General features: G+C 64.8%; 5 protein-coding genes. 1 reads left to right on the forward strand and 4 read right to left on the reverse strand.

Going from position 1 to position 5720, the window contains the following annotated elements:
* Positions 1 to 591: M24 family metallopeptidase (locus ENZ75_RS18570; protein WP_164887863.1), on the forward strand; the 591-nt coding region annotated here is incomplete at its 5' end.
* Positions 592 to 808: 217 nt separating this feature from the next.
* Here ENZ75_RS18570 and ENZ75_RS18580 read toward each other — a convergent pair.
* The 4 genes from ENZ75_RS18580 to ENZ75_RS18605 all read right to left on the reverse strand — a co-directional run.
* The gene (locus ENZ75_RS18580) at positions 809 to 2251 is read right to left on the reverse strand and encodes an amidase (protein ID WP_063169585.1); all 1443 of its coding nucleotides are present in this window, start codon (positions 2249 to 2251) and stop codon (positions 809 to 811) included.
* A 206-nt stretch (positions 2252 to 2457) separates the two neighbouring features.
* Positions 2458 to 3549, reverse strand: coding sequence for a Gfo/Idh/MocA family oxidoreductase (locus ENZ75_RS18585; protein ID WP_063169586.1), 1092 nt, complete (start codon positions 3547 to 3549; stop codon positions 2458 to 2460).
* Positions 3550 to 3908: 359 nt separating this feature from the next.
* The gene (locus tag ENZ75_RS18600; protein WP_013528758.1) at positions 3909 to 5072 is read right to left on the reverse strand and encodes an ABC transporter substrate-binding protein; all 1164 of its coding nucleotides are present in this window, start codon (positions 5070 to 5072) and stop codon (positions 3909 to 3911) included.
* Between the two features lie 70 nt (positions 5073 to 5142).
* Positions 5143 to 5720: ABC transporter permease subunit (locus ENZ75_RS18605; RefSeq protein ID WP_128278231.1), on the reverse strand; the 578-nt coding region annotated here is incomplete at its 5' end.

The raw sequence follows: 5720 nt of genomic DNA on the forward strand, positions 1-5720 counted from the left end.
CGCCAGGCCGATCTCATTGCCCTCTACCGGCAAGGTGTCGCCACGGCCGCGTCCGGCCTGTCTCATCCGGTCCAAACTGCCGAATATGTGACGCTGGGCGCTCGGGCCAAAGATGCCGATGCGAAAGCGATGCCTGGCGATCCGCTGAAGTGCGACATGGTCTGCACGGTCGGCGGCTACGCCTCCGACATGTCGCGCAACTTCACCTTCGGGCCGCCATCCGCCGAGCAGGCCGAACTGCACGCCATTGCCGAGCGGGCCTTTGACGACGGGCTGGCGTCCCTTGTTGCGGGAACCACGCTCGCCCACGTGCATTGCGTCGCCACCGACAGCCTGGCGCGGCAAGGGCTGCGCACCTACCGCCGCGGCCATTTCGGCCATGGCGTCGGCCAGTCGGTGTTTTCCGAACAATGGCCGTTCATCGCCGCCGACAGCGATGTCGTGATCGAAACCGGCATGGTGCTGGCCTTCGAGATCCCGCTCTACATAGACGGCCTCGCCAGCTTCAATCTCGAGGACCAGTTCCTGATCACGCCGGACGGGCCCAAGCCGATGAACAGGCTGCCGCGACGGCTGGAGAGGATTGGATAACGAGGCGGGTCACTGCAGGGACAGCGCTCTACGCCCCCCTTGCCCTACCGGGCATCTCCCCCTCAAGGGGGGAGATTGGCAGCTTCGCCGTCTCGCCCACCTTACCGTGTAGATGATTTGGCGAAGGCTGTTGAGCGCGTAATCTCCCCCCTTGAGGGGGAGATGTCCGGCAGGACAGAGGGGGCGCCACGGAACTCGGCGGTGGGGTGCCAAGCACCTAACCACTCACCGCCGGCCTTCTCCCCCTCCACGGCATCTCTTGTTCCAGCTGCGCCGACGCGGCCAGCACCGTTGCCTCGTCGCCGTAGCGGCCGACCAGCTGCACGCCGATCGGGACGCCGTCTTTCGACCAGCCGAGCGGCAGCGAGATCGCCGGCTGGCCGGAGATGTTGAAGGGGAAGGCAAACACCGCGTCCGTCCATTTGGCATTGTAGCGGTCGATATCCGTCTCCGACATGTCGTAATAGCCGAGCGGGCGCGGCAGCTGCGTCAGCGTCGGGGTGATGAAGAGATCGTAGGCGCCAAGGTCGCCGACGATGTCGCGGCCGACCTGCCTGAGCTGCTCGACGTCGGAGATGTGCCTGGTGCCGCTGGTCGCACGGCCGCGCTCGATGATCGCGAAGGTCACCGCCTCGACATCGCCCGGTGTCACCGACCGCCCCATCACCGTTTCAAGGTAGTCGAAGGTCGCCGCCGTCTGCACGCAGGTCATGTTGGTGTAGGTCTTCCACACAGCATCGGCGTCGAGCGGCATGTCATGCTCCTCGACATGGTGGCCGAGCCGCTCGAGTACAGCCACGGTCTCCAGCACCGCCGCCTTCACCTCCGGATCGATCGCGGTGCCGTTGGGCGGCGTGACGGAAAAGCCGATGCGCAGCTTCGTTGGCGCCCGCGCCGACAGGCTGAGCCAGCTGCCATCAGGAACCGGCGGCGTGTAGGGGTCGCCCGGCAGCGCGCCGGCGACCGCGTCGAGATAGGCCGCCGTGTCGCGCACCGTGCGCGAGCAGCAGAGGAAATAGGCGCCGCCATACCAATAGTCGCCGAACGGCGCAAGGCTGACGCGGCCGCGCGACGGCTTCAGGCCGACGATGCCGCAGCAGGAGGCCGGGATGCGGATCGAGCCGGCGCCATCGCTGGCTTCGGCGATCGGCACCATGCGCGAAGCAATCGCCGCGGCCGCTCCGCCGCTGGAGCCGCCGGGCGTGATGCCTTCCTTCCACGGGTTCTTCGTCGCGCCGTAGAGCTTTGGCTCGGTGGTGATCGACCAGCCATTTTCTGGGGCGTTCGACTTGCCGACCAGCACCAGCCCGGCCGCCTTCATGCGGCGAACCACTTCGGTGTCGAAATCGGCGACGACATCTTTCAGGTAGAATGAGGAGTTGGTGTTCGGCGCCCCGGTCCAGGACGAGGCCAGCTCCTTGAGCAGGAATGGCACGCCGGCGAAGGGCGCTGATGTGTCGACCGTCTGCGCCTGGCCGCGCGCCATGTCGTAGAGGCGATGGATGACCGCATTGAGCGTCGGGTTGAGCCGCTCGACCAGCGTGATCGCCGCTTCCACCAGCTCCGCCGGGGTAACGTCGCCGCGCTTCACCAGCGCCGCAAGGTCCAGCGCGTCGGACTCGGCATAGGTTTTCAGCAGACTGTCGGTGACGGCGGCCATATCTCTCTCCTTCGGCGGATAGCTTGTGTTGATGCTGCTCCTGCGGAGAACTGTATTGGGGCATCGGCCCCCTCACCCAGCCTCCGCTTCGCTCGGCTGACCTCTCCCCGAGGGGAGAGGAGACTTGCAGCGCCAGCGCCACCCTCTTCTCCCCAACGGGGAGAAGGTGGCCGCGAAGCGGCCGGATGAGGGGGGCTGGCGCGACTTCAGGCCAGGTCGATGGTCCGTCCCAGTGCGATGCTCTGCTCGGCGGCCAGCACGATGCGCAGGCTGTTGACCGCCGCATCCATCTGCTCGGTGAGGTCGAGATCCTCGCGGATGGCGCGCAGGAAGAAGGCCTGCTCGCGATCGCACAGTTCCTGGTGGCCGGGTTCGTCCTCCATGCTGACGATCTCGTCGGGTTTGGAGAAATTCTTGTCGCCGTCGACAGCGGCATAGTGGATCTTCAGCGCATCGGTCTTGGTGTGGCGGTCGATGTCGGCGGAATTCGAAACCTCTGCCAGCTCGGCAACACTGCTTGCCTGCTGGCCGGCGACGATCGACACCGCGCCCTTGGGGCCGACGACGTCCTTCACGAAATAGGCCGTCTCGCTCATCATCGGGCCCCAGCCCGCCTCGTACCAGCCGACCGAACCGTCATCGAAGGTGACGTGCAGATGGCCGTAATTCTGCTTGTCGGCTTCCGCCCAGAGCTTGGCGCCGATGCCGTGCACGCGCACCGGCTTGGCGCCGGTCAGCTGGCACATGACGTCGACATAGTGGACGCCGCAATCGACGATCGGGATCAGCGAATCGATCAGGTTCTTGTGCCAGTGCCAGGCGCTGCCGCTGCTCTGCTGGTTGAGGTTGAGCCGCATCACCAGCGGCTTGCCGAGCGTCTTGCCGACCTCGATGAACTTGATCCACGACGGATGCACGCGCAGAATATAGCCGAGCACCAGCTTGCGGTTCTTGGCCCGCGCCGCCGCGACCACCTTCTCGGCATCCTCGTTGTTGGTGGCGAGCGGCTTTTCCATGAACACATGGCAGTTGGCGGCGATTGCCTTCAGCGCGTATTCGGCGTGGGTGTTCGGCCAGCTGTTGATCGAGACGGCGTCCGCTTTTGTTTCCTTCAGCGCCTGGTCGAAATCCTCGTAGAGTGGGTAGCCGGCTAACTCTTCCGGAATCTTCGTGTTGCTCTTGATCGACCGGCTCATGATGCCGACGATCTCGAAACCGTCGAGCCGGTGATAGGCGCTGGCATGCGACGCACCCATATTGCCGAGACCCACCACCAGCACTTTTACCTTGTCGGACACCGAATATCTCCCAGGTTTTGATTGAATTGTGCGCGGCGATCGGTTGCCGCTCGTATGTCTATCCGAGACAATCACCTCAGGTCAGCGCCGCCGCTCATTGCCCGGCCCTTTCCTCTCCCCCGTCGATCGGGGGAGAGGTGTCGAGCGAAGCTCGACGGAGTGGGGGTCGAGACCCTCGCCGCGCGCTTGAGGTCTCTTGCTCGTCAGATTGTGCCTGTCTTGTGGCGACTGCGCGTTTGACGAACGCCTTTCCCCACTCCGTCGCCGCTTCGCGGCGCCACCTCTCCCCCCTCCGGAGGGAGAGGAAAGGAGCCAAGGCAGGGTAATGGAGGGCGGCCGACATGACCCGTTGCGCAGCCCTACTTCACCGCCGAATCGAACAGATGCGCCTTGATCTTCTCGACATCGAGCGCGGCAAAACCTTCCGACAGCTTGACGCCGTCGGCATCGGCCTTGACCTTGGCCTTGTCGAAATCATTGGCCGGGCCGATCAGATCGTTGGTGCAGACATCCTCGGCCTTCACCGGAGCGGTGATCTGGCCGATCTTGTGGATTTCGTCGAAGAAGCCCTGCCAGCTCGCCATGTCGTGCGAGCCCCAGCCGCCGCGCTTGTCCATGTCGCCGCGGAAAACGTTGATCTGCTGCAGGATCGAGGTGGTGCCGAGCTCCGGCCCGAGATTCTTGGCCAGCGTCGGGAACTGCTCGAACACCGCTTCGACCGCCGCGCGTGGATTCTGGTAGCCGAATTCGAGGCCCATCGCCCAGCCGCGCAGGTACTTTTCCAAAAACGCCTTGCGGTCGGGATCCTCGAGATCGGCGGCACGCACGACGAAGGTGTTGGCCGGCAGCTTCGAATTCTGCACGCCGAGCCAGTATTCGAAGTCGAGCCCCTTGGCGATCCATTCGGCGCGCAGCCCTTCCCACGACAGGGCGGCGTCGCCCTGGCCGCCGGCCAGCGCCGTTCCCCAGGTCGGCCAGCCGGCCTCGACATATTTCACCTTCTTGATGTCGACGCCCTGCGCGGCCAGCAGCGGGTCGGTGATCGACTGCCAGGCGGCGGAGCCGAGCAGGATGGTCTTGCCTTCCAGCTTCTTCAGGTCGTTCGATCCCTCGCCCTTGCGGAAGGCGATGCTGAACGTGTCGCGCGCGCCCATATGGAACACCGACTTCAGCTTCATGCCGTTCTGGATGGCGAAGGAGAACACGCCGGGCGACGGGAAGCCCATATCGGCCTGGCCGACATCGACGAACTTCACCGTCGCGGTGCCGTCCGATGGTCCCGGCTGCATGTCGGTGTCCAGCCCGTCGAAATAGCCGGCCTTCTTGGCCGCCCAGTAGGGATAGTCGTCGAGCACTTCGAGCGTGCCGCGCGGCGAGATCCAGGTGAATTTTCCGTAGGGTTCGGCCCTGGCCTTCAGGCCGGTGGCGCCAAGCGCCGTCGCCGTCACCAGCCCGGCGCCGGTGACCTGCAGGAAGTAGCGGCGGCTGATCCCCGCCGGGTTGATCGAGTTCTCTTTGGTCATGGCATTCCCCTTTTTTGTTTGATGTCAGTTTCTTGCCGCCCGCCTCCCGGGCGCCGTCATATCCCTGTGTTCAAGCCTCCCAGCTCGCCCATTTCTTGCCGATCAGGAAGAACAGCACGTAGATCAGGATGCCGAGCGTCGACAGGATCAGCACCACTGCGAAGAACTGCGGCATCTGGATCATCGACGAATAGGTGGTCAGCCGGTTGCCGAGGCCGAAACCGCCGCCGACCATTTCCGCGCCGACCGCGGTCAGCAGGCCGAAGATGGCGCCGATCATCAGCCCGACCAGGATCATCGGCAGCGCCATCGGCGCACGGATCTTCCAGAAGATCTGCAGGGTGCTGGCGCCATAGGAACGCGCCAGCGCAATCTTGGCGCTGTCGACGCGGCGAAAGCCTGTCGCCGCATTGATCATCACCATCGGCCCGGCGGCCAGTGCCACCGCGATGATGCGCGGCGTGTAGCCGAAGCCGAAGCGCAGGATCAGAAGCGGCACCAGCGCCAGCATCGGCGTGGTGACCAGAAGCAGGATGTAAGGCGCGACGATCTTCTCTGCGAACGGGAATTGGGTGATGACGGCGGCCAGCACCAGGCCGATGATGGCGCCGATGGTGAAGCCGGACACCAGCTCGACCAGCGTGTAGC

This window comes from Mesorhizobium sp. M7A.F.Ca.CA.002.04.1.1, from assembly GCF_004022805.1.
Lineage (GTDB): Bacteria > Pseudomonadota > Alphaproteobacteria > Rhizobiales > Rhizobiaceae > Mesorhizobium > Mesorhizobium ciceri.